The 24788-nt window shown below is 58.0% G+C and carries 22 protein-coding genes and 1 pseudogene; 5 read left to right on the top strand and 18 right to left on the bottom strand.

Annotated elements, in window-relative coordinates; translation table 11 throughout:
* Nucleotides 1–4: 4 nt before the first annotated feature.
* The 11 genes from NBG89_RS32285 to NBG89_RS32235 form a co-directional block, all read right to left on the bottom strand.
* A complete protein-coding gene (locus tag NBG89_RS32285; RefSeq protein WP_431324676.1) occupies nucleotides 5–775 on the bottom strand; it encodes an SDR family NAD(P)-dependent oxidoreductase in 771 nt (256 codons plus the stop codon).
* A gap of 45 nt (nucleotides 776–820) precedes the next feature.
* Nucleotides 821–1612 carry an MOSC domain-containing protein gene (locus NBG89_RS32280; RefSeq protein WP_431324675.1) on the bottom strand — a complete coding sequence of 264 codons (792 nt, stop codon included), beginning with the start codon at nucleotides 1610–1612 and terminating at the stop codon, nucleotides 821–823.
* Nucleotides 1613–1660: 48 nt separating this feature from the next.
* Complete coding sequence (locus NBG89_RS32275; RefSeq protein WP_431324674.1) at nucleotides 1661–2047, bottom strand: YybH family protein; 387 nt, start codon at nucleotides 2045–2047, stop codon at nucleotides 1661–1663.
* Between the two features lie 100 nt (nucleotides 2048–2147).
* On the bottom strand, nucleotides 2148–2981 hold the full coding sequence (locus NBG89_RS32270) for an alpha/beta fold hydrolase (protein ID WP_431324673.1): 834 nt from the start codon (nucleotides 2979–2981) through the stop codon (nucleotides 2148–2150).
* A gap of 106 nt (nucleotides 2982–3087) precedes the next feature.
* Nucleotides 3088–4620 (bottom strand): APC family permease, encoded by a 1533-nt coding sequence (locus tag NBG89_RS32265; RefSeq protein WP_431324672.1) that lies wholly within the window; start codon nucleotides 4618–4620, stop codon nucleotides 3088–3090.
* A gap of 62 nt (nucleotides 4621–4682) precedes the next feature.
* Entirely contained in the window at nucleotides 4683–5090 is a 408-nt protein-coding gene (locus tag NBG89_RS32260) for a Rid family hydrolase (protein WP_431324671.1), read from the bottom strand.
* Nucleotides 5071–6459 carry a flavin monoamine oxidase family protein gene (locus NBG89_RS32255; protein ID WP_431324670.1) on the bottom strand — a complete coding sequence of 463 codons (1389 nt, stop codon included), beginning with the start codon at nucleotides 6457–6459 and terminating at the stop codon, nucleotides 5071–5073. The genes NBG89_RS32260 and NBG89_RS32255 overlap by 20 nt, the downstream gene beginning before the upstream one ends.
* Nucleotides 6460–6586: 127 nt before the next feature.
* Nucleotides 6587–7042 (bottom strand): flavodoxin domain-containing protein, encoded by a 456-nt coding sequence (locus NBG89_RS32250; RefSeq protein WP_431324669.1) that lies wholly within the window; start codon nucleotides 7040–7042, stop codon nucleotides 6587–6589.
* A gap of 874 nt (nucleotides 7043–7916) precedes the next feature.
* Entirely contained in the window at nucleotides 7917–9242 is a 1326-nt protein-coding gene (locus tag NBG89_RS32245) for an ISNCY family transposase (protein WP_431324517.1), read from the bottom strand.
* A 293-nt stretch (nucleotides 9243–9535) separates the two neighbouring features.
* Nucleotides 9536–10699 carry an IS110 family transposase gene (locus tag NBG89_RS32240; protein WP_431323304.1) on the bottom strand — a complete coding sequence of 388 codons (1164 nt, stop codon included), beginning with the start codon at nucleotides 10697–10699 and terminating at the stop codon, nucleotides 9536–9538.
* 261 nt (nucleotides 10700–10960) lie between these two features.
* Complete coding sequence (locus NBG89_RS32235) at nucleotides 10961–11386, bottom strand: nuclear transport factor 2 family protein (RefSeq protein WP_431324958.1); 426 nt, start codon at nucleotides 11384–11386, stop codon at nucleotides 10961–10963.
* A 312-nt stretch (nucleotides 11387–11698) separates the two neighbouring features.
* Here NBG89_RS32235 and hemB point away from each other — a divergent pair, with 312 nt between their 5' ends.
* Nucleotides 11699–12676 (top strand): porphobilinogen synthase, encoded by a 978-nt coding sequence (hemB, locus tag NBG89_RS32230; RefSeq protein WP_431324957.1) that lies wholly within the window; start codon nucleotides 11699–11701, stop codon nucleotides 12674–12676.
* A 184-nt stretch (nucleotides 12677–12860) separates the two neighbouring features.
* Here hemB and NBG89_RS32225 read toward each other — a convergent pair whose 3' ends face one another.
* Nucleotides 12861–13376: a DUF6118 family protein gene (locus tag NBG89_RS32225; RefSeq protein WP_431324956.1), complete on the bottom strand. Its 516-nt coding sequence runs from the start codon at nucleotides 13374–13376 to the stop codon at nucleotides 12861–12863.
* A gap of 10 nt (nucleotides 13377–13386) precedes the next feature.
* Nucleotides 13387–16968 (bottom strand): Ti-type conjugative transfer relaxase TraA, encoded by a 3582-nt coding sequence (traA, locus tag NBG89_RS32220; RefSeq protein ID WP_431324955.1) that lies wholly within the window; start codon nucleotides 16966–16968, stop codon nucleotides 13387–13389.
* Between the two features lie 293 nt (nucleotides 16969–17261).
* Between traA and NBG89_RS32215 the strand changes: the two genes are divergently transcribed.
* The 3 genes from NBG89_RS32215 to NBG89_RS32205 all read left to right on the top strand — a co-directional run bounded on the left by NBG89_RS32215 (nucleotide 17262) and on the right by NBG89_RS32205 (nucleotide 19753).
* Nucleotides 17262–17564 carry a mobilization protein gene (locus NBG89_RS32215; protein WP_431324954.1) on the top strand — a complete coding sequence of 101 codons (303 nt, stop codon included), beginning with the start codon at nucleotides 17262–17264 and terminating at the stop codon, nucleotides 17562–17564.
* Complete coding sequence (locus tag NBG89_RS32210; RefSeq protein ID WP_431324953.1) at nucleotides 17561–19225, top strand: type IV secretory system conjugative DNA transfer family protein; 1665 nt, start codon at nucleotides 17561–17563, stop codon at nucleotides 19223–19225. Before NBG89_RS32215 ends, NBG89_RS32210 begins: the two co-directional genes overlap by 4 nt.
* A gap of 258 nt (nucleotides 19226–19483) precedes the next feature.
* Nucleotides 19484–19753 (top strand): WGR domain-containing protein, encoded by a 270-nt coding sequence (locus tag NBG89_RS32205; protein WP_431324952.1) that lies wholly within the window; start codon nucleotides 19484–19486, stop codon nucleotides 19751–19753.
* A gap of 224 nt (nucleotides 19754–19977) precedes the next feature.
* Here the strand turns inward: NBG89_RS32205 and NBG89_RS32200 are convergent, their stop codons facing one another.
* The 5 genes and pseudogenes from NBG89_RS32200 to NBG89_RS32180 all read right to left on the bottom strand — a co-directional run.
* Nucleotides 19978–20301: a DUF736 domain-containing protein gene (locus tag NBG89_RS32200; RefSeq protein WP_431324951.1), complete on the bottom strand. Its 324-nt coding sequence runs from the start codon at nucleotides 20299–20301 to the stop codon at nucleotides 19978–19980.
* A gap of 227 nt (nucleotides 20302–20528) precedes the next feature.
* Nucleotides 20529–20996: a GNAT family N-acetyltransferase gene (locus NBG89_RS32195; protein ID WP_431324950.1), complete on the bottom strand. Its 468-nt coding sequence runs from the start codon at nucleotides 20994–20996 to the stop codon at nucleotides 20529–20531.
* A 45-nt stretch (nucleotides 20997–21041) separates the two neighbouring features.
* Nucleotides 21042–21326, bottom strand: a complete 285-nt coding sequence (locus tag NBG89_RS32190) for a DUF1778 domain-containing protein (RefSeq protein WP_431324949.1) — start codon at nucleotides 21324–21326, stop codon at nucleotides 21042–21044.
* Nucleotides 21327–21529: 203 nt separating this feature from the next.
* On the bottom strand, nucleotides 21530–22450 hold the full coding sequence (locus tag NBG89_RS32185) for an ArdC family protein (protein WP_431324948.1): 921 nt from the start codon (nucleotides 22448–22450) through the stop codon (nucleotides 21530–21532).
* Between the two features lie 269 nt (nucleotides 22451–22719).
* Nucleotides 22720–22842, bottom strand: a pseudogene (locus NBG89_RS32180) (LysR family transcriptional regulator); the annotation flags it as partial.
* Nucleotides 22843–23293: 451 nt separating this feature from the next.
* On the opposite strand from NBG89_RS32180, the gene NBG89_RS32175 reads away from it, so the two are divergent.
* Nucleotides 23294–24742, top strand: coding sequence for an ATP-binding protein (locus NBG89_RS32175; protein WP_431324971.1), 1449 nt, complete (start codon nucleotides 23294–23296; stop codon nucleotides 24740–24742).
* Nucleotides 24743–24788 lie beyond the last annotated feature (46 nt).

Below are 24788 nucleotides of genomic sequence, written 5' to 3'. Positions count from 1 at the left end.
TTTGCTAAAACGCCTCGCGCGCTGCGGTCAGCCAGCCGCCATCAATGACGTACGCGCTGCCGTGCACGAAGTCTGCGTCATCGCCTGCGAGGAAGGCTGCAAGCCGCGCGACCTCCTCGGGCTTGCACCACCGCTGGGCAGGTGTCTTCATCACGCCGGCATCCATGTCAGGGAGCGCTTCACTCGTGCCGCCGTGGAGTGCCATGGGAGTTGCGGTCGCGCCGGGGCAAATTGCGTTTACGCGGATACCCTTCGCGCCATATTCAAAACAGAGCTGACGGGTGAGACCAAGAACTCCATGCTTCGAAGCGGTGTAAGCCGAACCACCTCCGGCTGCGCTAAATGATGACAGCGACGCGATGTTGACGATCGAGCCCTTGCCCTTCTTGAGCATGTGCGGAATTGCATACTTCGACATCAGGAAAGGACCGGTCAGGTTGATCGCGATCACCTCCTGCCATGATTGGAGGCTCACCGTATGGGCCGGTTCATAGGTGTCGAGAACACCGGCGTTGTTTATCAGCACATCAATTCGCCCCCAGTGCGCGACGACAGCGTCGATCACACCTACGACATCCGCCTCAACCGAGACATCCGCGCGGAGTGCTAGTGCTCGCTCGGTGTTGCCGGCAAGACGAATGCTTTCTTCCACTTTCTCCAAGGTGCGTCCGACTGCTGCCACCCGCGCACCGCGCCTGGCAAACTCGGAGACCATTGAACGGCCCATCCCGGAGCCGGCGCCGGTGATGACCACAACCTTATCATTGTATTCCATTGTCTCGACCTCCCTGGTATTTGGGCCTGACTGCGTTGAAAACGCTCATTGTTGCTCAACGACGACGGAATCGCCGACAAGCACCTCGCCAGGCAGAGCCACCTCGGCATATGATGCGAAGCCCGGTGTGGCGTAGGCAGGCATAAGTCCATCAGGCAGATGAACCTTTTGCCGATATTCCAACAGCGCAGCGACGGTCCTTGCGTTGTTCTTCCCGGTCTCAGGATCGAGCTGAGTGACAACACAACGCGGGACCGAACTTCGAACTCTCAAAACGGCTGCGCCGATCCGGATGGTTTTTCCCTCCCATCGATCTTCGGCATAGGGCTCGTCGCATTCGATAACGAGATTTGCCCGAAATCGCCGGTAGTCGATTGCGGAACCCATGCGCAGGCCCAAATCACGAATGGATCCAGTCGTCAGAAGCGTAATTGGCAGGACGTCAACACCGTCTCCGCTTTTCATCACCCTGACCATCCGGACCTTCTCGCCCGAAAAATCGCAAAGGCGTCTATTCCACTCACCGACTACGTCCGAGACCAGAATACGTCGCATATCCATATAGCTCAGAGCGAATGGTAGCCTGCTCGCGAAACAGTCGTCTTCAACCACGCGGCCGTTCGGATAGGTCATGCGCAAGCGACGCCGTATTCCGTCATAATGAAATATCAACGGCAAGAAATGGCGATGATGGCCTGCTCCGAGCGGTTGTCCAGCTTCATTCAGCAAGATAAAGTCGCGGTCACCAGCAATGCCGCGCGCGGTAATTTGCGCCCGATCGAGGTCTAGCAACCTTGTCGTCTTTACATGTGCCATTCCGATATGTTTGACGAACATCTACCTAACCATCGATCACGCCGCTTTGGCCATTGCAGGGTACGATTCTCAAAAGTGGTCACCGAAGGCAAACATCTGGGTACTGCAACGCCAGCTTTCGCCCGCCTTCACCCAGCCAAAAAGAATCTTGTATACTGTCGGTTCGCTCCCATCGACTGGATGAATGGTGCCGATCAGGAACTCGAGGGCACCGTCTCCCAACGGGATGATTTGCTCGGTCTTGGTGGTCCAGGTGTATTTGCCGACAATCCCCGCATAGAGCTCATGGATCGCTTGGGAGCCTTTCCATGTCTGGTCCCCGTCACCAAATACCCAGGCGTCTTCGGTGTAATATTTGTCCACAATCGGGTCGGCATCACCAGAGGCAAACGCCTGTTTCATCAAATCGTGCTGGGCGGCGATTGCGGCGCGGACGTCATCCGGAAGTTTTGACATAGGTGATCCATCTCCGTTTGTGCGAAGTTTCGATTGACAATCTGAGTGTGTTTGCGGTCCGCCGCTATCACGGTGACGAACCCGATCATAGAAAAAAGCCTCAGGCAGGGTCGTTGAGGAATTCCATGATGTCATTGGCTGCGACTTGTGGTATCTCCCACGTCACAGAGTGGCCATAGTTGCGATAGGTCTTATACTTCGCGTCGGGCAATGCGCTTTTCACTGCCTCCTGATCCTCTGCGTTAAAGAACTGGTCCTGATCGCCCCACATCACAAAAACGGGAGCCTTGATGCGCGTCGCTGCTAGTGACCAGTTTGTAACTTCTAAGGCGACAAGGCAGCCCTTCCATGTCTCGTGGGGCACCACCGTGGCTTCCTGCTTGAGGTATTTCATGAAATTCTGGTCGATTGGATGAGGATTCCACGTCCACTCATTGAGAAACGCACCGTTCACATCAAGCGGGAAAGTCTGACTTTCAACGGTAGTCTGAAGCCAGTCCGCCGTTGCCTTACTGAGCTGCATCGCGGTAGCGATCAAGACAACCTTGTTGACCTTGTGACCATAGAAGGCAGCGAGCACGGCTGCGGTCATGGATCCCATCGAATGGCCGACAATGTCAGCCTTTTCAATGCCAAGTTCGTCCATAAGCTCGCTGACATCCGCCGCAAAGCTCAGTAAGTTTATGTCCCTTGTAACCTTCTGGCTATCGCCGTGCCCGCGCAGTTCGATCGCGACAAAGCGCCGTCCCTTGAGAAAAGGCGCAACAAGCGAATAGGCGCGAGAATTATCTGTATATCCATGGATAAGAATGACGGCAGGGGCAGCTACATCACCCCACTCTACGTACGCGAGCTCAATGCCGCTTCTTGTTCTTATTTTCCTCTTGGCTCCGGCCCATTCATCCTGGTTTGGCGGAAGGATTTCAATTGTCATGCCAGCTCTCCTGATTTCGCATTTGTTGTGATGGTGCCCTTTACTAGGGCCCCATCACGTTGGCCCGCCCTTGGAGATGGGAAACGAGGACGGGCTTCTCCCGACCTTAGTGCTGGTGCTCTCGTTCCCGCTTGTGGGCGAGGAACTCAAACACCCGGTCTGCGCGACCAAGGCTGTTGTAAACTTCGGGTTTTGCCGAGCGGAAATAGAGCGCAAGTAGGCTCCCAACGACAAACGACCCGATCAGGAAGTACACCACCCAGAGATTCTGGCCTGGTTCGCCCCCGACGATCAGCTCAAGATGGGCGACGGCAAAGACGACCGAAACTGTCATCACGATCGCAGCAATTCCCGGCGCGACAAACACTTTGAATGCGTTTTCACCCGCGGGTATGCCGCTGCGAGCGAACCAGGCAATAACTGCAAAGCTGACCATCGCCATCAGGATGATAACGCCTACCCCACCGATGCCGGTTGCAATGCCGTACAAAATCGATCCGTCGGCATTCATGATGATAAACGGCCCGACAAAGAGAGCGGCTATGATCGCAACGGCAGTTGACGCTGTGTGCGGCGAACTGTGGCGCTCATGCACCTTGGATAGGTATGCGGGCAGTGCTTTGTCGACCGCGAGATTAAGAACGTATCTCGAAAGGACGTTATGGATGGAAATCAAAGCGGCAGTTATCGACAAAATGACCGAGCAGTAGGTGATTTGCTCAAATACGGGTGCCACGAATTTGCCGATTGCCACCGCAAACATCGAGGTCGGATTGTTCTTTGCCACGTCCCACGCTTGGGATCCAAAAGCGGACACAAGCGCATAGCAGGACAATGTGTAGAGCACTCCGACGATGAGTACGGCACCATAGGTCGCGCGTGGGATGGTGCGGTTGGGATCGCGGACTTCGTCGCGAAAGAGAGCAGTCGCTTCAAAGCCCAGAAACACCAGGATGGCATAAACCATCGTAACGGCCATATCACCGGATGCGAAAGCCGAAGGAGTAAATGGCTGAGCGGACAATCCCTCCGCGCCACCGGAAAACAGAACGGCGACGTTGAAGATCATGACAATCGCGATTTCAACCAGCATTGCGATCGAGAGAATTTTCGCGGAGAGTTCGATGTGGAAGTATCCGAGAGTGCTAACCCCTATCCAGCCTATGATGGTCCATATCCACCACGGTGTCTGCGATCCACCGACGCTCGTGATTAGCGAGTTCGTACTAACTCCAAGGAATATGTATGTGCCGCCCAAAAGAGCCAGGTATGCGATTACGGCCAAGAAGGCGGCACCGAGACCCGTCACCTTCCCGAGGCCCGAACTGATGAACGCGTAAAAGTCTCCTGGCTTCGGTACGTGCTTCGCCATCGTCACATAGCCGATGGAGAAGAGGATGAGAACGATCGTTGTCAAAAGGAACCCGAAGGTCGCTCCGGGCCCGTCAAAAAGGATGGTGAAGGGAATGAACCCTTCGACAACTGCGATCGGTGCCGAGAATGCGAGCACGGTAAGCATAAGCGCGCCCGGGCCCATACGGCCGACCAGTCTTGGCTTCTCTCCAGTGTTCGGCGCGGCAGCTGCACCGAAACTGCTTGAAATTGCTCTCACACCATCTGTCTGCGTAGTATCAGTCATTTTCGTAGTTCCCCTTTGGAGTTTTGAACCGACACGCCGTGTTTTTAGTTATTTTTAGTGCCTCAGTTGTTTGGGAGCTCGGCGACCGCCGAGATTTCGATCAGAGCGCCTGGAATAGCCAAGCTGGTGATACCCATCGACGTCCATGCGGGATAGGGCGCTGGGAAGATGTCCTTCTTGAGCGGCAAGAACCATTCGTTGACCAATGTGCAGTCGCCTACGTGGTAGGTATTCATCGCGATTACGTCGGCAAAGCCGCAACCCGCTTCTGTAAGCACACGTCCAAGGTTCTCCAAAGCGAGCGACGCCTGTTCCTGAACCGATTTTCCAAGTTGCCCGCTTTTGTCGACGCCAATTTGGCCGGCGACGAAGAGCAATCCATTGGCAACACGCCCAGGTGCAAAACCGTAAGTTGGGCCAGTACTTTCCATACCTGAAGGAACGACGGCCTTAAGCTGCTTCGCGGTCATTGAGCAATTCTCCCTTAATTTGCGCGGCAGCGGCTTCACCCGACTGCACAGCGCCTTCCATGTAACCAGTCCATGCGGGAGCGGCTTCCGTTCCCGCAAAGTGAATGCGGCCTATCGGCGCGCGCAGTGACGATCCGCACGTGCTCATCAACCCGGGCGGCATATGGCAGACTGGCCCGCCCATCGTGAATTCGACATCGTTCCAGTTGGTCTCGAGGTAAGCTTGCGGCCGTAACGCCTCTTCTCCGAGGCAGCGGCCCACAGCATGGAGCATTTCGGTGCGCCGTCCCTCTACACCCAGGCCAAACCACTTGTCGTAGTTCGAGCCGCCTATGAATATGACCAGAGTAGCGAAGGTGTCGCCGGGGCGCGTCACGTCCAAGGCAAAGAAGCCAGGCGAAAGCGAGAAAATCTCGCCAGATAGTCCTCGGTCGAGCCAAAACTGCTTTTCGTATCGGAGTTGGAGCTTCATGTAGCGACCGAAATTGGTACGCCGATTGATCTGACGCCGAGCCGATGGAAGTTCCGGGTGGAACGCTATCTGCGCCGCAGCAGCGGGCGGCAGCGCCATAATGATGCGCTTGGAACGATAGGTTCCTTTGTGAGTCAGAACGTCAACGTGCTTCTCGCCGTGAGTGACCGCGATCACTTCCTCTTTCAAGTGAACGCTGTCAGCCGGTAGCCGCTCAGCAATACGTTGAGAGATTTGCTGCGCTCCTCCGACCCACAGCATCACATTTGATGTGACCTGTAGCGCATACATATCTTCACACTGTGCGACATAAAACGCGAAGAAAAGCAGCGAGATCTCTGACGGATCAACGCCGGTTATGATTGTGACGTCGCTGCCGACAATTTTTTTGACAAGTGCGTCCGAAACATTTTCCTCGAGCCAAGTAGCCATTGTCTTAGAATCGAGTTCAGCGGCCCCCGGAGCATCCCATGGGTTTTCCTTGCCGACTCTTCTCGCAAGTTCGTCGATCGCGGCAAATGCCTTGGCAAGCTGCTGCTGCAAGCTGCTGCCATCGCCAACGAGTTTCTCTGGATAACTTCCGTCCTCGGCAATCAAGATTTCCGTTCCGAGATCCCAAACCATTTTGCCAGCGGGTCGGGCCTTCACCATTTCGAGGCCCATTTCTTTGCCAAGTCGCTGTGAGCGGTCATGCGTGGTGCCGATAAACATCCCGCCAAAGTCGAGTGCGCCATTTGTGAACTGGCTGTCCGACCACGTGCGTCCGCCAACACGATCCTTTCCGTCGAAGAGAAGGACGCTCAAGCCGCTCTCCTGCAACTCTTTGGCCGCAGTCATACCGGAGAGACCCGCTCCTACAATAATGACATCGGCGTCGATATCTTTGTTATTGCTCATTTAACTAACTCACATTTGTTAGGTTAAGTTGGCCAAGCATGATGCCCTAGCTGCGCCTCCTCCTCCACCATCCGGTGGCAGGAAGCTCAGCCCATTTCTTGACCGCGAGGTGTTTTTTTTCAGGACCTCATGCAGCTCGCCGGCTTAACGATGGAAGAAGTCTGTCAACCCAGTCGAGTGCCGCTTGAGACAACGGCACACCTTTTGCCGCATCATGCCGGCCAGTCTCACCGACCTGGTGAGCCCCCAGCTCGTTCAACAGGGTCGAAACTACGTCAATCCCATTCCCGTAGGTTTCATAGGTGCTGTCACCCAAGCCAAAAGCGCCAAACTTGAGTGCGCCAAGGTCCGGCCTTGAGGCCCGGAGAGCATCGTAGAATGGCTGCGTAGTTTCGGGAAGCTCGCCCTCGCCATAAGTCGATGTGATCACGATCACCAAGCCTGCATCCTGCAACCGAGAGACGTCACAGTCCTCCATGGGAATGACTTGGGCTTCTTCGCCGTTTTCACGAATGAACTCTGCGATGTCGTCGGCCGCCATCTCAGAATTGCCGCTCTCTGTACCGAAAAGGACTGTTATCATTTCTAGGTTCCCTGCTCTTCTTCTGTTGCTCGATCCATAAGGCGCGCGAGATATTTTCCGGCGCCAGCGTTATGCTCATTCAGGCGCCATGCAAAGTAAACTAACGTAAGTTAGCTAAATTGGTGAGGCAAACTTCATGCCACTTCCTTTTCCTTGCCGTTTGGGCTTCGCGGGCTATTCTGACGACGACTTTGTGCCAGCATTTTGTGCGGGGCTAGTCCAATTGCACAATTTCTAATCAATGAAAGAGGCATCCTGATTGTTTGCTTTGTGTCTGGCGCGGGCTCTATCACCCCAGCCGCCCGCATGCGCCTGACAAGCGCGGTACCACGTCCGTGCTGCACAAGCGAAGTAATCTATCGGACTCCTCATAAGCGTTCGCTCCTCCGTACGCTTTAAATCACATTCGTGGGCGCCTGCCCTCCAAAGCAGACATTTTTCCTAGAATGTAAGTGAGCCTTTATATGACAAAAGCCGGAACGTCGCGCGATTAAAATGGCCAAGTAGTACGTCAAATAAGCCATTCCTTAGAAAGCTGCGCCGGATCATAAATCCGCTCTTCGAAAAATGGGGGAGCAAGAAGTTGCTGGCACCCGCCATGACCGGCTTGTCCATGGAAAATCACCCGGACACCGCGCCGCGCAAAGCAGTTCGGCGCCGTCGATGCGACGCCGCCTGCCTAAATAGTGCCCGTCCATAAACGGCTGTTTTTCTGTGGTTTTCAAGGTTGCTTGTCCACTGAAGGGTGTTTTTTGGACGCGAGATGGCACAAGGCCATGCGGGTTGTGGCCCGAAGAGCGATCTGGCGGCAATGGGGTCATGGGGTATCCCGACGCTCGCCGGGCGTGCTCTGAACGCTGCCGGATGACGGGCGTCAGCTCGGCCTGAGGCGGGCGAAGAGGGCGAGATTGTATGCGACGACCGAGGACCAGACATAAGCCCTGAAGTGGTCGAGCCCGCGCCAGGTGCAGCGCCCCAAGCCATAAGTGCGTTTCAGGCAAGAAATGCCAGCCTCGATGCCGGCGCGGAAGTTGCGCAGCTTGCGATAGACCCAGCGGCTTGTGACCATGTCTTCGATGCTGAGGCCGCACTTCTTGTGGAACGCCATGTCACGGACGCCGCAGGCTTTGGCTCCACTCAGATTGGCGCGGCTGGCATAGCCGCCGTCGGCCGCCGCCTGACGCGGCGGCTGGCCATAGAAGGCGATGTGGCGTTCCAGCATCGGCAAGAATCGCTCGCTGTCGGCCGGGTTGCCGGCTTCGACGACGAGGTCGAGGATCAGTCCACTTCTGCCGGTGGTCAGATTGAGTTTGTGGCCGTAGTCGACGTCGCGGCTACCCTTGACGATGATGTCGGCATGCGGCTCGAACAAGCTCACCAGCTTCTCATCGGCCGGCACCGGCTCCCCGGCCAGGACCCGCCGCTCGGTCTGGGCGATGATCCGTGCGATCAGCGGCCGGTAGTGGCGGAGCTGGGCCTGCCACAGTTCGCCGCCCGGGCCCGCCGCCAGGGGCAACTGTTCACTCGCCTGCTGCAGATAACTCACGGTCGTGCGCGTGATCTTGAGCAGTGCGCGGTAGTGCTTGATCCGTTTGGGGCGGCCACGGGTATATTTGATCGCCCGAGCCCATTTCTTTGCCGCGCGGCGGTGGTCGTGCCATGGGATGGCGCTACCCAGTGCATCGGCCCGCTGCAACAGCCGCACCATCACCCGCACGGCGTCCCACAACAGGCTGCTATCGCTCGGCTCATGGATCAGTGCGGCGGTGACGGTGCTGTCCACACGCACGACCTTGCCACTTTCCAGCTTCTCCTGTCGGGCGCTCGCCAGCAGCACCCGGTTGATCTCTTCAAAGGTTTGCGCCCGGATCGCGCTGATCGTCTTGTGCAAGACCGACTTCTTCGGGCTCCACCCCCTCGGCAGCCGGGCAAAAGCCCGGAACGAGGCGGAGTCTTCCAGATGGAACGCCAGCTCCTGATAGCTCAACTGGTGATATTGCTTGAGTAGCGCGCAGCGCAGCACCGCCTCCGTCGGCAGGCCCTCGCGGCCGGTTTCCCTGATGCCGTGTCGGCGCAGATCCTGCGTCACCTGGCTCAGCAGCTCGGGATGCTCGTCCAGCCACTGCGACATCGCTTTCAGTTCACGGCCAATCTCGTGTTCGGCGAAAAGATCGAATATGCTTATATGAGGAGCGTCAATGTGGAACTGTCGTCAGGGTGACATTTCTTGCACTCCGTCGGTTGTTACGGCGTCCACGGTCTGAGCCCGATTGCAAGACGCGGCTCGTTGCCAAGCCAGATCCAACTTATATACGGTCGCTGTTCGAAACAGCGGCACCAACATCCCGCTTGCGGCGGACAAGGGCTCAGGAGGACGAGACCATTCTAGCCTACGGCCGTTTCAGGGCCATGCATATTCTCGGTTCGTCCCACCTGGATCCGCCAGGACTGATCGGGTCCTGGAAGATTGCAGAATTCAGTTCGGGTAACCGATCAGACGGTCTTTAAGACCGCGCCCTCGATAACGACGCCGGCATTGACATATTTCCACAGCGCAACGAGCAGCTTGCGGGCTAGCGCGACAATCGTCGTCTTCTTGAGACGGCCGCCGTTCTGCTTGACCCGATCCTTGAACCACACGGTCAGCGCCGCGTGCGGTTGATGACGCAGCCACAGCCAGGCCATCTGGATCAGCGTCGTTCGCAGCCTTGGATTGCCGGATTTTGAGACCCCCTGGTCGTGATCGACCGAGCCACTCTGCCAGGGTGTCGGCGCAAGGCCGGCATAGGCGGCAACCTGTCGTCGGTTGTCGAAGTGACGCGACAGCCCTTCCGACCACAGCACGGCGGCAAACTCCGGCCCGATGCCTTTCAAGGTGAGCAGCATCGTCGGTGCTGGCGAGACGACCTGCGTGGCAGCGAGCATGGCGTCGCGGCCGGCCTCAATAGTCTTGATCTGCTCGAGCAACAGTTCCAGCCGATCGAGTTCGCGGCCGATCTGCGCCTTCAAATGTCCCGGCAGCGGACGGCCGTCGCCGGTCTTGCACTCCTCCAGTCGCTTGCGTCGATCGCGGCGCAGCGGCTCGTAGTCGGATACGCCCTGGCTGAACAGTAGGCCCTTGATGCGGTTAACGTGTCGTATGCGCTCGTTCGTCAAGGCCTCGCGCTCACGCGAGAGGCGGCGCTGGTCCTCTTCCTCGGGCGTCGGAACGTGGAGCATGGCGCATACCCGCGGCTCGCCCCGCTGATAGGCGAGCAATGCCCGAACCAGCGCTTCGCCGTCGATCCTATCGGTCTTGGCCCGCCGCCGCCGGCGCGAGGTTGCAATCGATGCCGGATCGACGACGTAGCTTTCGATCCCCTCGGCCTCCAACACCCGATGGATCCAGAAGCCGTCGAGCCCAGCTTCCTGGATGACAATGATCGGAAAGCACCGTCCGGTTCGCGCCCGCGCCTTCCTCTTGAGTTCGGCAAAGCGCGCCAGCATGCCGGCGACGTCGCTGGCCGCCACCATATGTTTCGACATCTTCTCGCCGCCACCCGGCGACAGCGAGGTGATCAGCCATTTCGAGCGACTCAATTCCAATGAGACGAAAATTGCGCAAAGATCGGTGCGGATGGCGGTCGGCGCTTCGGATCGGTGAGCTGCAACGAGCATGCTTGCCTCCAAGGGTAGGGTGTTTGTGTCCAAGCAACCGCACTTTGCCACAGCGTAGGTCGCTATCCACCCTCCTCATAGGATCTGGCCTGGACGGTGCGTTCTTGGCGCATTGTCGGCTCCGGCGGTTACGGGTTTCCCTTTAGAATCAGTCGCTTGATCTAAAGTGTACCTGAAACCGCCGGGCTTTGCTCGCAGAAATATAGCGATTCATCCAATATTTTCAGTAGCTTACCGTTTATGGACGGGCACTAAATAGGCTCAAAATGGCGCGTCGAGAGTGATATCCAGTCGCGTCAGCAGCCAATCGTTTCTGTCGAGCCTTGCTAAATCCGCATCGAAGATTCCCACTGTCACTAGGCTCACCTTGCCGTCACCGGCAGACAACAAAGTCATGTAGCACCGGACTGTGGCGGAATCTTCGGTCTGACTTGTAAAGTGAAAATTGCTCAGGCAGTGGCGTCGACGATCCGTCTGGCTATTCCGCATGCCTTGAAGGGCGTTGACGATCTCTTCTCGGCCACGCATTGGTCCCCAGGCAATTTCAGTACCCGCAACCTTTCCGCCGCTCACGGCATTTTTCGAAAAGGCGCTCGCGACGAGAGAGAAATCGTTCTCATCGAAGCCCCAAGCGTATTTAGTGATCGCTTCGATGATGAGATGACGGTCTGCTGCATTCACTGACATTTTTTCCTCCAACCATTGGATACACGCGACCCGAGGTCGATCAAGCCGCCTCAGGTTGGCTGGAAAAGTCAGCCGACTTGAAAAGGCGATCACCCGGAGTTGCTGAACCAAGGCTAGTGGTTCCTAGCTCGACCTGCTGTTAGTGGAGTGCCAAATTCTACGCGAAATTGGCCATAATTGCTGCAACTCGGCGGGTTGGGCTTGCTGGATTCGAGGCAGGCCGTACACCCTGCATGTAAAAGCCCCACCTTACACCACCACAAACGAACGCTTGTTCGCAGTAGCAAAAAATGTCACGGAGTGATTTCGGCAATGCAGTTGGCCTCCTATCCTGTCGCGAGAAACAGACGTCTTCGAAAGACAGTGTTTCTGCGCGACTTAGTCGCCGAGAATCATGTCACATTGAATGACCTGATTTATCCGATCTTTGTTGAAGAGGGCATAACTCGACGGGTAGAAATTCAGTCGATGCCGGGCGTCTATCGTATCCCTGAGATGGAACTCCGCGACGAAATAGCGGCCATATATCAGGATGGTATCAAGGCCGTGATGATGTTTGGAGTCTCGCATCAAAAATCAGCGGACGGCTGCGACTCGTGGGCCAAAGAAGGTTTGCTCGCTAGGATGATTCGAACGGCCAAGGAAGTAGCTCCCAAGCTGATCGTTATCTCCGACAACTGCTTTTGTGAATACACGCTTGATAGCCACTGCGGCATCATCGCAAATGGACAAGTCGACAATGACCAGACAATTCAGAACTTGGGCAAGCAAGCAGTTACCGCTGTCGAGGCAGGAGCGGACATTGTTGCGCCGTCGGCGATGATGGACGGACAGGTCGGGGCAATTCGCAAGGCTCTCGATGAAGCAGGCTTTATCGACATACCAATTATGGCCTATTCCTCAAAGTTTGCTTCAGGGTTCTATGGTCCTTTTAGAGAAGCCGCTGGTTCAGAGCTAATCGGTGACAGAAAATCCTACCAAATGAACTACCTCAATGGGCGGGAGGCTCTAAGGGAATCTCTGATCGATGAAGCGGAGGGCGCCGACATGCTCATGGTGAAGCCTGGACTGCCGTATCTCGATGTTCTCGCCCGATTGAGGGAGAATACACTCCTTCCCCTCGTGGGGTATCAGGTGAGCGGCGAATATTCCATGATCAAATTTGCAAGCCAGGCTGGCGCTATCGACGAGAAAGCTGTTGTGCGAGAAACGCTAGGAGCGTTTAAACGAGCCGGAGCCGATCTTATCCTCACGTACTTCGCGAGAGACATTGCCAGAGAAGGGTTCTAGGCGCAGATAGCCTCCTGCGACGTCGTCATCGATCGCGGCACGCTCGGCGCCTGGGTGACGCCGGTCGCCTGGTTTCCCGGCAAGGTCAAACGGTCTCCTTGTTGCGATAGCGCGTCCCCACCATCCACCTCACAAAATGTCGCTAGTGCGAATTTTTCAGCGTCAGGCATTCTTGGGCCAGAGATCATAGTGAAGGCGCGGCAATAAGCGTCGCGACTATTCCGACAATGAGACCGATCGCACTAGCGAACCACAAATAGATATTCTGCAGCCGCCGGTCACGCGCACCCTGCGTCAGATGGCGCAATTCAAGCAAGTGTCTTCGAAGTTCCCGGTTATCCAGTTCCAATTGTTGAACGGCCGTCGCCATCATGCCTTCGCCTCCTCGTTCGAAGGCCCGTACGAAATACTCAGGCCCATTCTTGAGAAGTGGCGATTTGCCAATGAGGTCGATGCGTTGGTTCATGCCAACCAGAAACTGCGCGATGCGGAAAAGATCTTCGCGGTCACCCGCTGTTTCCTGCGATTTCTCGAACTGCTCGAATGCAAGCTCGACGCCTTTGCGAACAATTGTCATTTCCGCAGAGATGTGCGCACCGAAACGTTCAACGGTCTGACGCAAATCATGGAATGCCGCAACCGCCTCATCGACATCCTCGTCGCGTTCGGTTATGACCCCTTGCCGCTCATTGTCGGTCATCAATCTCCCCCTAGCGCTCGAATTCACTGCCTCGCTCGCGCTCGCGCTTCTGCTCCGTGTCACCGGCAGTGCTCCGATGGTCGTGGTGGTGCTCGAGCCCGACGTTGTTGGCGCGATCGCGGATGATGGATGCAACTGCGGGATCACGATTGATCTCGCGCCTCAAAAGGCGCATCTCCTGTTCAATCTTTTCCCGTGCAGCATCGCCGCGTTCAGCGGCAAGTTCCTGACGCTGTGCCTGTAGCAATCGCCAGCTATTCATCAATCGATCCGCCCGGGCTTGTGGATCTGCTTGCATTGCCTGCTCCCGCGCCATGCCCGCGATGACTTCGACGACACGCTCTCGCCCAGATCGCTCGATCATCGCATGTTGAGCGCCCCCGTCGTGCTGAACAGCAGATATCATCAGTGCCACCGACCCAGGCTGCGTCTTTTCGAGGTGTGCACCGGCAGCCTGTAGCTCTGCCTTCTGGCTCGGCAAGATCGGCAATTCCCGATCCTGCGATCTCATCGCCGACATGAGGGCCCGAGCGTATCGATCGACAGCCTGCTCAAAGGGTGACAACGCCGCCAACGCTTCGCACCCAGGCGTCGGTTGCGCGGCGCGTGCGTGCGTGGGCTGGCTGGCGCTGCTCAATCTGAGGCCCGAGAACGTTCCGCGCCGGCGGCCGTCGTTGACCCGCTCACCTTCAGGTCGGATGTCGCCATCGCCGTTTCGTTCTCGTCGGATTTCAGCGGAGGCGATTTGATCTGTGCTGGAGCGGTTGGCATTAACAACGGATCCCTGTTCCGTCGACGCCTCGCTTTTGATCCAGGCGCTCGAGAAGTCGCGGGAGGTCGCGCGCCACTCAAGAGGCTTTTCTACAGTTGCCGAAGCAAGGCTATGTCCAATTTCGATTTCACTCCCGACGGCCAACTGTTCGCCGATTCCCCGACGCCCACCGAAGTCCCTGATATAGTCGAGCGTCGTCTCCTTCACCCCCGAGCGACTGAGCCTGGCTTGCAATTGCGCGTAGGCCGCAGCGTCGCCGGACTTGACCGCCCAACTGTTGCGTCGCGCTTCCCGGCCATCGGGTAGACGGACGGTTTCACTGCCCCGAAACTCCAGTTGGATCTTCGTCCCGATCGATGGCGCAGCGCTTTCGATCGCTCGTTCGAGATCGACGCCCCAGACGGTATATCGCTGCCCCGTTCGTGACTCCAACGTCACGTAATAGCTACCGCGTTTTGTGGGATCATGTTCATAGGGGGCCCTGCCATGCGCGACCAATCGCCCGGCTTGCCGGTCACCGAACTCCTCATGGCTTGCATAGAGTGCGGCACCCTCACGGTGGCGGGTCATGGCGACGTAGGTCAGGTGGCGATCCATGGTCGGCGAAGCAAGGACGAAGGTTCGGTCGACGGTTGCTCCTTGCGTCTTGTGGATCGTTGTTGCGTAGCCATGATCGATCGCGTTGTACCGCGGCGTCCAGAACTCGACACGACCCTTGCCGTCACGTCCCTTCGCCCGACCATCGAGCTTGACCTGCAGCCAATTGTTTTCCGCCGCCAGGACGGTGCCAAGCATACCGTTCTTGACGCCAAGTTCCCGGTCATTCTGCAGGAACAGCACGCGATCCCCTGGAACAAAGGTTCGTGGGCCGTCCCTGGTTTCGAACAAGACCTCTCCACCTGTCCTGCTCTCACCCTCCCCGCCCTTGGCAAGCGCGCCAAGCTCCTGAAGTCTGGAGCGGATATCGGCATTCAAGGCGCGGACGTCGGCGCGGCGGTGCGCAATGACGATGCGCGTGCCACCCGGGCGCTCAACCCTGTCAGCAAAATAATCTTCGACGAGCATGCGACGTGTCGCCTCGCGACTGTCAGCAAACTTGATGGCGCCATGGCTTGCATAAGCATCAAGTCCGTCGATTGTCTTGTGCGTGGCAAAGTCAACCGACGCCGCGCGCTGCCATGGCTCCCGCTGGCGGCGAATATCGGACAATCCGGCAAAGCCGATCCGCTCTGCAATCGCCCGAAACGGCGCACCAGCACCTATCGCCTGTAACTGCTCGTGGTCACCGAGGAGCACGAATTTCGCGCCGGATCGTTCTGCTTCCTCGACGAAACGGGCAAGCTGCCGGCTGCCCACCATACCCGCCTCATCGATGACGAGGACGTCCCTTCGGCCGAGCCTGCCGTTATCGTTCTTCCAGCCGAATTCCCAGGACGCGAGTGTGCGACTTCGTATACCCGATGATTCCTCCAATCCTTCCGCCGCCTTCCCCGACAGGGCGGCGCCGTGGACGGTGTACCCTTGTCCTTCCCAGGCTTGGCGGGCTGCGGCCAACATCGTGCTTTTGCCGGCACCCGCGAAGCCCACGACCGCTGCAATCTGCTCCGGACCGGTGATGTGATGGATCGCGGCACGCTGCTCATCCGACAGGCGCGCGGCACGCTGCGATGACGTTCCCGCCTCGCCCGCCCTTTCATCGCTGCCCGAACGCGATCCCGCGGCGGCGCGAAGCGCCCGATCCTGGTCATTAATCGCCCGCTCGACATGTCGCCGATCGACGCCGTAACGCAGACGTTTTGACATCGTTTGCGCATGGCCTGCCATTGACGCTTCGAGGCCAATCATCTCCCTTGTCGAATAGCGCGCATATTCCGGCCCATCCGATCCGCTCATCCTCTCCGGCTGCAATGTCACCAGGGCTGGAGACGCCATGATCCTGGCGAAGGCATTCTGGAACGTCTGCGCGTCGTCATTGATGTAGCGATGCAATGTGCGTGCGATGTCGCGGCGATCGAAGACGCTTTTTTCCTGGGTGATCAGTTCCAGAACCTGCTCCGGTCTATTGCGGATTGTCGCGGCGTTTCGACGCGCTGCCGCCTCATCCATGCGCGATCGCGATACGTCGCCGCCTTCACGACCGATCTGAGTTGCGTGCACGCCCACATGTTGGGTCGGCTCGATCTCCAGGCCGCGCTCCTGGTGCGAGCGATGATCCACCCTTATGTCAAACCCGGCACGGGCCAGATGCATGTTCATCATCTGCTCGAACGACCGCCGGATCTCACGCAATTGCATCGTTGATGTCGGAAGGCCTGCTGCGGAGAGTTCCTTGTTGGCACGCTCGATCTCCGTCTTGGCACCAAGCCCACCGGGTCCCACCTTGCGCGTCGTCATCATCACGTGTGCATGATGATTGCGGATGTCGCTCGCCTGATGCGGCTCGTGGATCGCAAAGTCGACGGCGGTCTGATAGCGATCAGCCAGAGCTTGCGCAAACGCACGTGTCAGCACCAACCGTTGCTCCGCGGACAATTCGTGCGGCAAGGCAATTTCGAACTCCCGCGCAACGCGGGCGTCCCTGCGACTCTCGACCGCTTCCGCCGCATTCCACAGTGCCGACCTGTCGCTTGCCCAGTCTGCCGACACGCCCGCCGGCAGAACGATCTCGGCATGGACAATCCCTGCCCTGCGGCTAAAATCATGCACCAACCCATCGCTTTGATTTTCAAGCTTCGTGCCGGACCGATACGCCGCAGCAGCCACGGCACTGCGGCCACTGGCACGCGTTATCGGCTTTACGCTCAGATGGTAGATAGCCATCGATCCGATCCTTAGCCGGGCCCAGGCTTGCCGAGCACTGGGTTGCGCAGCAACCCGTAAGTGCGCCCTTAGGCAAACCAAATCAGTTCAATTGCGTAATGCGACGAGCGGTTTATTCGTCTCATTAAATTCCTTATAGGTTGCATATTTATTCGCTCCATGCTTACAATGCAAGGATTACGACCCTTTCGCTGAACGCGACGCGATGTGAACGGGGCGCCAAGGTTATGAACTATATTGGTCCACAAAAGCCGCCTCGCCTCGCATCGCCGCGACGACAGGAGAGAAGAGACATGGTGCGGAAATCGATAGAAGAGCGGCTTGCCCAGCTTGAAGCGCAAAAGAAAAGCCTGCAGGCAAGACTGGACAAACAGGAACGTACGGAAGACACCCGCCGAAAGATCCTTCTTGGCACACTGATCATGGAGCATCTTGATCGTGGCGAAGACGAATTCGCAAAGAGCTTGCGCGGCTTTTTGCGTCGCGTCCTGCCCGAATTTCTCAACCGCGACAGCGACCGCAAGCTGTTCACGGCGGTCCTCGATCCTGCCGGGACCCGGTCTTCGGTAGAAAGCCAGGAGACGCGGCTTCCATGATACGGAGATCGGCGACCTGGCGCGCATTCAAGGCAATGATGATGGTTGCCGCACGTGATCCAATCTGGGCGCTGCTGGCGATCATTGCCGCACCGTACCGTGTAGTGCATCATCTGATTGCCTTCGGGGGTTTCTACATCCTCGTATTTTTAGTCATTTCCTTCGGGCTGCAGGCCCTGATGCAATCGCTCGGCATCCGCAAAGGCGATGCGCTCTGGGTTGTCGGCGACTCTGTCTTCACTGTCTTTTGGCTCGTCGTGCTGTTCCGTCTTGTGACTGCTCCGATGGTTGCTCGCTTTGGCGAAACGTCGGACGATACGCACGGCTCGGCGCGATTTGGCAGCGACAAGGAAACGGCGTTGCTGACGCGCTCCCGCGACGGACTTCTTCTCGGCCGTGACGCGAAGACTGGCAAATTTATCCGTTATGACGGACCCGCGCATCTGCTGACCATGGCACCGACCCGATCAGGCAAGGGCGTCGGCACCATTTTGCCCAATCTGCTCGATGTCGATCGTTCAATCATCTGCATCGATCCCAAGGGTGAGAATGCCCGGATTGCGTTTCGGGCGCGAGAGCGCTTCGGACCTGTGCATGTCCTCGACCCATTTGATATCACGCAGCATCAAAACAGCAGTTTCAACCCGCTCGATGCATTCGACCCGCAAGGCGTCGATCTCATCGATGATGCGAGCAATCTTTCCGACGCACTGGTATTCGACGAGCCAGGACTAACCGGTGAAGCCCATTGGAACGAAGAGGCAAAGGCGCTGATCGGCGGATTGATCCTGCATATCGTCAGCACCGAGCCACGCAGCACCTGCAATCTTTCGATGCTCCGCCATCATCTGACGCTCGCGGCCGACGACTTTAGCGCTCTGTTGAAAACGATGCAGGAAAGCCCGGTGGCGAACGGCCTTGTTGCCCGCGCCGCCAATCGACATCTCGCCAAGTCCGATCGGGAGGCGGCGGGCGTGCTGTCGGCCGCCCAACGTCACACGCACTTCCTCGACAGCCCGCGGATCACTGCTGTCCTTGCCCGCTCCGCGTTTCGATTTTCGCAACTGAAGTCACGCACGATGACCGTGTTCCTCGTTCTGCCGCCGGATAGGCTCGGACCCTATGCAAGATGGCTGCGTCTGCTGGTGACGCAAAGCCTGTCGGATCTTGCGCGGACACCAGGTCGCCCACCTGCCCCGGTTCTCTATTTACTCGACGAGTTTGCTGCCTTGGGCTACCTCGCGCCGGTCGAGCGAGCGATGGGTTTGATGGCCGGTTATGGCGTGCAACTGTGGCCAATACTCCAGGATATCCATCAACTGCGTGCTACCTATGGGCGACGGGCCGGCACCTTCCTGTCGAATGCCGGCGTGCTCCAGGTGTTCGGCATAAACGATCATGAGAGCGCCCGCTTGGTATCCGACCTGTTGGGACAGGAGACAATTGCCTTTCGAACGATGGCACTCGCATTGGACGCCGAGAAATCCGGAATTTCCTACACCGAACAGCGCACCGGACGCGCTCTTCTGACACCCGACGAAGTGCGCAACCTGCCCGCTGAAGCGGAGCTTTTGTTTCTAGCAGGTCGGCGACCCATCATCGGCAGAAAGTTGCGCTATTATGCCGACCGCGAGTTCGCAAATTCCTATGATGCAGCCTGACATCGGATGCAATGAAAGCTCTGTCAGCGGCCATGAGACGAAGAGGGGCGCAGGCGCAGCGGCGACACGGGATGTGACCCATGGACGGAGACAACGTGCGGGCTCCGTGAGCGCCAGCGAGTAGTACCGCCTGCCACAACCGGCTCGCCCGAAGCGTGCCGCGTGTCGACCAACTCATCACGGTCATGAATCGATCGAGGTTGATCGATTCAAATCTCTCGTTGGACGGGGAGTCGGCTCTCAGCAATCTTGGCCGCCATGATCGCGCAGCCCTACCAGCTTTACATTGAACGCACGGACGCCACCAAAAACATGGCCCGCTATTATGCCATGTCGATCGAGCCGACGCTGTTCGGCGAAGCGTGCCTCATCCGTCGGTGGGGGCGCATCGGCGCCGGCGGTCAGAGGCTGGTGCATCACTTTGCGCGGGAGGAAGAGGCGGTCAGGCTTTTCCTCGAACTCCTGAGAAAGAAGCGTTCGCGCGGATATATGCCGAAACCTATCCCCGACAGGAGATCAGTCGCATAATCGGCGACAGGTCTTCACTGAGGAACTGCTACGACTTTTGATGATGGGCGAAGGAAAGTTTTGAGCCTGACCCGTCGGTCGATCTTTCGTCGGCACGAAACGGCCGGAATAGCGTGGACGGAACCGCTGTCTATCAAGGGCGACGTGGATCCAATCTTTGGTGATCATCATCGCAGTTCTTCGGCTCGGATGGTTGTGCCGGCCCCGCGGGGCCGGCGTCCGGCTCAGGCCGGGTTGTTCCAGAGGATGACCTTGCGGTTCGGATCGCCGCCGGGGGCCGCTGCAAGGTTGCCGAAGATGACGCCGATCTCGGGCGCCTCGAGCTTGACGGAGAGGTATTCCTCGCCGGTCTGGCGAGAGATACGATTCCAGGCCGCACCAATCTCGAAGCCGGTCTTGCGATGGATGATGCGGTAGTCGGGGGCTTCCTCGCTTGCCTTGTTGGCATTCGGGACAATGGCGATCGGCGCATTGACCCGGATGGTGGCGAAGACGCCTTCGAAGCTGCCGTCGGTCTTCTGCGTCAGGGTTGCGATTGTGGTGGCCATGTCAGTTACTCCTTCGGTTGCTCGGGACCATTCCCGATGGCGCCCGAAGAAGGGGGCGAGCCGCAGGCGTCACCGGAGCGAAAGCGCAGGGAAACCCCTTGCGGGTTGACGCTGATCGCGGTCGGTCCCTTAGAAAGGCGACATAAAGAACGGGAATGGTTTTGAGCGGCCGGCGGGTAAGAGCGTCGTGGCCTCGAGAAGCCCGGAAAATGAGCCGCAGGGGCTGGCTACATCCAGGAGGACGCCAGCCACGCTCTGATGTCGGTCATCGAGCGCACGAGAATGGATTGGTTGTCGAGTGACGAAATAAAGCCCCAGCTCTGCCAGAAACGCTCCGCTTGTTCATCGATGGCGCGAACGACGATCGCCCGCCCACCGACGAGATCCGCGCCGGCTATGCAGCGGCGAAACGCGTCCCGGACAAGCGCCGTACCGATACCGCGACCGATATGGCGGTGGTCGACTGCAAGCTGACCGATCAGCAGGCAGGGGATCGGGTCCGGTGGCTGGCCGGTTCGGATTTTGCGGGCGACGATATTCGGCGCAACAACGGTCGGAGCAAGTCCATAATAACCGACGACCACGTCGTCGTCATGGATGACAAACACTCTTGTGAAACCGTGCTGGCGGTTCGATCGGGCAAAGGTGGCAAGCCAGATATCGAGGGCAGGCTTGCCACAGCTGAACGATCCCAAACGATGGCGCTCCTCAAGCGGCTCGATCTTCGACAACCCAAGGCGTCAATATTCCCAGGGCGCTTGACGCTGCAAGCGCTCGGCCACCTTGGCGGGTGCTGCAACCGGCGGCGCTTCGATGGCAGCGATAAAGGCTTCGGAGGCATCGGGGGAAACACGAATGACACTCGCGTTGAGAATAGCAGCCTGCGCTTCCTGCACCGCGGCCCGGCGCATGAACTCGGTCCGCGAGAGCCCGGTCAGGGCCGCGCCACGATCAATGATCGCGAGATCGTCATCGCGGAAGCGCATGGAAACGGGCGTTTCCTTTCGGGCATTAATGGCGGCCATGTGCGTTTCCTTTCGATGTGGAACAGAATGTGATGCAGAGCGCATTACACAACAATCTTCAGCGTTGGGGAAACGGCGCCGCCGCTCCGGGAAGCTTGCCATACCGGCATGCCGACATGGCGCGCTCTGTCTGCCAGGTTGCGAGTGATGTCCTTTCCGAGAGCCAGCCCTTTGCGCGCTATTCCAGTGAAGGAAGAAGCGGCTCACGCCGCCTCCCCTTCCTCATGCTCGGGCTGCAGATGGTGCAGGTAGCTGACCGCGCGTTGCGCGTGGCTGGCGGCGGTAAAGATCGCCCGCTTGTCGCCTGAGAGAAGCTTGAGCCAGGAGGCGAGATAGCTCGCATGGTCAGGCCGTGGTTCGAGTTCTGGAACAATGCCGAGATCGGCGCAGAGGAAGCAACTGCCGAGTTCGGCGATCAGTTCCTCGCGGGCGCGTTCGCTGTTGTCCTTGCCGTAACGGCTGAGGTCACGATCGAGACGATGCGGGGCTGCCGTCCAGTGTGTCAGCTCATGACTCAAGACGGCGACATAGGACCGCGCATCCCGGAAGGCTTCGAAGGCTGGCATCTGGATGTAATCGCGGGCCGGTGCGTAGTAGGCCGACGATCCGCCATGCCGGATCAGGGCACCGGTGTTGGCAAAGAAGCGGTCGGCATATCCGATGCGGGCAATCGGATCTGGAACCGGTGCGACTTGCCGAAAGCGCGCGCCCAGTCCGTCGATCTGGTCGGCGTTGAAGACCGTGTAGGCTTTCAGAAACGGGAGGTCGTGTTCGACCGCCTCGCCAGTCTCACTGGTTTCGGTCCGGAGGAACGAGCTGGCAAAGACGACCGTCGTGCCGGTCTCGCCTTTGCGCACCGCGGCCCCGAATTCGAGGGCCTGACGAAAGGTCATCCAGGTGGCCGAGGAGAAACCGCGTGCGATGGCTTCGGACCAGAGGATGAGGACGTTGATGCCGGAATAGGGTTGGCCATTGTGGCGCAGCGGTCGAGTGATCTGGTCGCTTGCCTGTGTCGTGTTCCAGGGCTGCATCCAGGGTCGCACGCCCTGTTCGAGCTCGGCGACGATCTTGTCGGTGATGCGGCTGTAGAGATCGGATCGTTGCTTTGTGGGCTGCCTCGTCATGTTTGAACCTCCGTTTGAGGTCGCGACCATCGCGACCTGCTACGGCGGTCCGAATGCCGGGCTTTAAGCGCTGGCCCGCACCCGATAGGGCCACAACGAAAGTGGAGGACGGCGAAGCCGTTGCGGGGCAGCGTGGGCCCGGCAGGACCAAAAGCCGGGGCAGGACGCGAGGCGCGAGCGGCAAAAGAGATGGTCAACGGCAGGCAGGCCAACCAAACACGGCAGACCGGCGGAGGAGCAGTCAGGGGATTAGCTGAACGCGGTCGCGCTCACCGCCCTGCCCGCGCCAGCGACCGGGCGAAATCGACGATATCGTCGCGCGAGGCGGTTGGGTCCTCTTTGTTCCAGGCAACCCCGAGCCCGATCCGATAGTCGATCCCCCGCGCCGCTTCGTCTCCGACCGTAGTCTTACAACAGTCACCTCGTGCTCCGCCGGCGACGGTGCAAACATGTCGAGTTGTGATGCCATCACGCTTCCGGCGTCTCTCGGTCACAATCGGGCACATGGCGGCGCTCATCGCGTCATCATCACCGCGTTTCCGACATAACGGCGATATTGTTCAAACCCAATGGCAGTCTGCATCATATTGTTTTTGTTTGATTTGTTTCGACACTTGATGCTTAAGCAATAGCGATCCCGACTAAAGGGGGATAAAACGCGCCTGGGTCATCAGTTGCCCTGCTCCTCCCTCACTGGTTCAAAACGAGGATAAAAACTTTCGCCCGAATCTTATTACCATCGCATTGTTTTTGCTGGAAAAATTCTTGCGGATTTCCTCGATGGACCGTTACGACAGGGTCGAATCTGATATAAGGGGGATAAAATGAGGACGCGAAATGCCAATCCATGATCCATGCGCATTGCTCAACCGGTTACTTCAAGAGCCGAACGAAAGTGCCTGGCTGGAATTCAAGGTCAACAACAAGGATCCGCGCGAGATTGGTGAGTATGTTTCAGCCCTCGCGAATTCAGCCATGCTGGCTGGCAGGGATCGTGCTTTCCTTGTCTTCGGAGTGGAGGACCACACGAAAAAACGCGTGGGGACCGAACTCCGCTTGCAACAGCTAAAACAAGGGAACGAGGATTTCACCAATTGGCTGAGCCGGATGATCGAGCCGCGTGTCCTCATCGAGGTTCTGGATTTCTCGTGCGACGGTCTTGCATATTCCGTGATTGCCATCGAACCGTCCTATGAACGGCCGGTAAAGTTCAGCGGTACGGAATTCGTCCGGATCGGCGAAAACAAGAAAAAGCTCGCCGAATTTCCCGAGCACGAGCGGGCGCTCTGGATAGCGACCGGAAGACGCCGCTTCGAAACAGCTGTTGCTACATCCAACGCGAGCACGGAAGACGTCTTCGCCCTGCTCGATCCAGATCCTATGTTCGATTTGACCGGCGAGCCAAGGCCGAAGAGCCAAGAAGAGGTGATCCGCAAAATGGCGGATCGAGGGTTTGTACTGGATAATCTTGAAGGCCGGTTCGACATTACCAACCTCGGCGCGATTATGCTGGCCCGCGATGTCACGGCCTTTCCGTCCATCGCCGGGAAAGCCGTTCGCATCGTCAAATATGTCGGCCGTGACAAATCTCGGTCCGACTTCGAACAGGAAGGTAAAAAGGGCTACGCGGTCGGCTTCACCGGTATGATGAAATTCCTGATGGAACGCCTGCCCAAAGACGAACGCTACATCGAGGGAGTACGACGCATGGTTCCGCACTTCCCGGAAACAGCCATCCGGGAAGTGATTGCCAACGCACTCATCCACCAGGATTTCATGGCGACCGGTGTCGGCCCCGTGGTCGAGATTTATGATAACCGGATTGAGGTCAGCAACCCGGGCAACTCTCTGATCAATACCGACCGGATACTCGATGAACGCCGCTCCCGAAACGAAAAGCTGGCAGCCACGATGCGTTCATTCGGCCTTTGCGAGGAACGCGGTGGCGGGCTCGACAAGACGCTGATCGAGATTGAAGCGGAGCATCTCCCCGCCCCGGATTTCATCTCGTCAGAGAACTCAATGCGTGTCGTACTGTTCGCGCCCAAAAGCTTCAGCCAGATGTCGAAGGCAGAGAAGATGAGAGCGTGCTTCTTCCACTGCGTTCTGCGCTGGCTAACCCATGACTACATGAGTAATGCAACCCTAAGAGAACGGTTCTCGCTTCCGGCGGAAGAGTATCAGGCAGTATCCGCAATTATCGCGGAATCGATCAAGCTCGGCCGTATCGCACCTGCGGACCCGGATCAGGGCAGGAGAAACGCAAGGTACGTTCCCTACTGGGCCGTGTGAGCCAGGGGTGCTCGCCATGAAGGGATTCGAATTGAGAGTGGTTTCC

Source organism: Rhizobium sp. YTU87027 (genome assembly GCF_050644135.1).
Lineage (GTDB): Bacteria > Pseudomonadota > Alphaproteobacteria > Rhizobiales > Rhizobiaceae > Rhizobium.
Note: the sequence above shows the minus strand (reverse complement) of the source record. Positions and strands in the feature narration are given on the sequence as shown.

Coding starts and splice junctions, on each gene's coding strand:
- NBG89_RS32285 (WP_431324676.1), bottom strand. CDS start 775: ATGGAATACAATGATAAGGTTGTGGTCATCACCGGCGCCGGCTCCGGG.
- NBG89_RS32280 (WP_431324675.1), bottom strand. CDS start 1,612: ATGTTCGTCAAACATATCGGAATGGCACATGTAAAGACGACAAGGTTG.
- NBG89_RS32275 (WP_431324674.1), bottom strand. CDS start 2,047: ATGTCAAAACTTCCGGATGACGTCCGCGCCGCAATCGCCGCCCAGCAC.
- NBG89_RS32270 (WP_431324673.1), bottom strand. CDS start 2,981: ATGACAATTGAAATCCTTCCGCCAAACCAGGATGAATGGGCCGGAGCC.
- NBG89_RS32265 (WP_431324672.1), bottom strand. CDS start 4,620: ATGACTGATACTACGCAGACAGATGGTGTGAGAGCAATTTCAAGCAGT.
- NBG89_RS32260 (WP_431324671.1), bottom strand. CDS start 5,090: ATGACCGCGAAGCAGCTTAAGGCCGTCGTTCCTTCAGGTATGGAAAGT.
- NBG89_RS32255 (WP_431324670.1), bottom strand. CDS start 6,459: ATGAGCAATAACAAAGATATCGACGCCGATGTCATTATTGTAGGAGCG.
- NBG89_RS32250 (WP_431324669.1), bottom strand. CDS start 7,042: ATGATAACAGTCCTTTTCGGTACAGAGAGCGGCAATTCTGAGATGGCG.
- NBG89_RS32240 (WP_431323304.1), bottom strand. CDS start 10,699: ATGCTCGTTGCAGCTCACCGATCCGAAGCGCCGACCGCCATCCGCACC.
- NBG89_RS32235 (WP_431324958.1), bottom strand. CDS start 11,386: ATGTCAGTGAATGCAGCAGACCGTCATCTCATCATCGAAGCGATCACT.
- hemB (WP_431324957.1), top strand. CDS start 11,699: ATGCAGTTGGCCTCCTATCCTGTCGCGAGAAACAGACGTCTTCGAAAG.
- NBG89_RS32225 (WP_431324956.1), bottom strand. CDS start 13,376: ATGACCGACAATGAGCGGCAAGGGGTCATAACCGAACGCGACGAGGAT.
- traA (WP_431324955.1), bottom strand. CDS start 16,968: ATGGCTATCTACCATCTGAGCGTAAAGCCGATAACGCGTGCCAGTGGC.
- NBG89_RS32215 (WP_431324954.1), top strand. CDS start 17,262: ATGGTGCGGAAATCGATAGAAGAGCGGCTTGCCCAGCTTGAAGCGCAA.
- NBG89_RS32210 (WP_431324953.1), top strand. CDS start 17,561: ATGATACGGAGATCGGCGACCTGGCGCGCATTCAAGGCAATGATGATG.
- NBG89_RS32205 (WP_431324952.1), top strand. CDS start 19,484: ATGATCGCGCAGCCCTACCAGCTTTACATTGAACGCACGGACGCCACC.
- NBG89_RS32200 (WP_431324951.1), bottom strand. CDS start 20,301: ATGGCCACCACAATCGCAACCCTGACGCAGAAGACCGACGGCAGCTTC.
- NBG89_RS32190 (WP_431324949.1), bottom strand. CDS start 21,326: ATGGCCGCCATTAATGCCCGAAAGGAAACGCCCGTTTCCATGCGCTTC.
- NBG89_RS32185 (WP_431324948.1), bottom strand. CDS start 22,450: ATGACGAGGCAGCCCACAAAGCAACGATCCGATCTCTACAGCCGCATC.